The sequence below is a fragment of the Arthrobacter sp. AB6 genome, assembly GCF_031844545.1.
Classification (GTDB): domain Bacteria; phylum Actinomycetota; class Actinomycetes; order Actinomycetales; family Micrococcaceae; genus Arthrobacter.
In genome coordinates, this window is sequence record NZ_JAUZVL010000050.1 from 1 (window position 1) to 1,363 (window position 1,363).

1 protein-coding gene is annotated in these 1,363 nt (G+C 63.8%); it reads left to right on the forward strand.

Annotated features, from left to right (window positions below; translation table 11 throughout):
• Positions 1 to 99: 99 nt before the first annotated feature.
• On the forward strand, positions 100 to 1,347 hold the full coding sequence (locus tag Q9R30_RS19250) for an IS256 family transposase (protein ID WP_311218590.1): 1,248 nt from the start codon (positions 100 to 102) through the stop codon (positions 1,345 to 1,347).
• Positions 1,348 to 1,363 lie beyond the last annotated feature (16 nt).

Here is a 1,363-nt window from a genome sequence, read left to right on the forward strand (position 1 = left end):
TGAGGGTGTTTCATTGAGTGTGTAAGGGTCCGGTCTCTAACTAGGGTGTGACCTGCGGTTTCACCCCTGAAAGGACGGGCCTCCTTGGCCGAAATCAGTATGACCACCAACCCCCTTGAAGGCGTTTTGAGCGCCGATCAGATCGACGCGCTCGTCACGGCAGCGGAGGACCTCGGAGAGGGCCGCAACGGTGTTGAGGAACTCCTCTCACGGATGACCCGCGCAGTCCTGGAACGGGCCCTGGAAACCGAGATGAGCGACCACCTCGGTTACGAGTCCGGGGACCCCGCGGGGCAGGGCACGGGGAACTCCCGCAACGGCAAGAGCACCAAGAGCGTGCAGACCCTTCAGGGGCCGGTGCAGGTCACCGTGCCCCGGGACCGGAACAGCTCCTTCGAACCGGTGATCGTGCCCAAGCGGGCCCGCCGGCTGGGCAAGGTCGAAGACATGATCCTGTCCCTCTACGCCCGGGGAATGAGCACCCGGGACATCGGCTCCCACCTCGATGAGATCTACGGGACGAAGGTCTCCGCGGCGACGATTTCCAGGGTCACGGACGTGATCGCCGATGAGGTCGCCCAGTGGCAGAACCGACCGCTGGAGTCCGTGTATCCGATCGTCTACATCGACGCGATCTGGCTGAAAATCAGGGACGGCGGCGTCGTGATGAACAAGGCCTGCCACGTGGCAGTGGGCGTGGACGTGGAGGGCCGCAAGCAGGTCCTGGGCCTGTGGCTGGGCACCAGCGAAGGGGCGAAGTTCTGGGCCAACGTGCTCACCGAAATCCGCAACCGCGGAGCCGCCGACATCCTGATCCTGTGCTGCGACGGGCTCACCGGGCTGCCGGCAGCGGTTAACAGCATCTACCCCCAGGCCGTCGTGCAAACCTGCGTCGTGCACCTGCTGCGATCGGCCATGAAATACGCCTCCTACGGCGCCCGCAAAGCCATGGCCCGGGACATGCGCCCGATCTACACCGCACCCACCGTGCAGGCCGCCGAACTGGCCATGGAGGCCTTCGCGGAAACCTGGCAGGCCACGGCTCCCGGGGCGGTGCTGGCTTGGCGGAACGCTTGGGAAGACTTCACCCCGTTCCTGGCCTTCACCCCGGAAATCCGGAAAGTCATCTACATCACGAACCAGATCGAATCGATCAACTACCAGCTGCGGAAAATCACCAAAACCAGAGGCTCATTTCCCTCCGACGAGGCCGCGATCAAACTGGTCTACCTCGGGATCAGAAACATCGAAACCACCCGCGGCGGCGAGCTCGGAACCGGCACCCAAGGCTGGCACCAGACATTGAACGCTTTCGCCGTTCAATTCCCCAACCGACTTCCGATCTGACCACCCGGCAGACCGG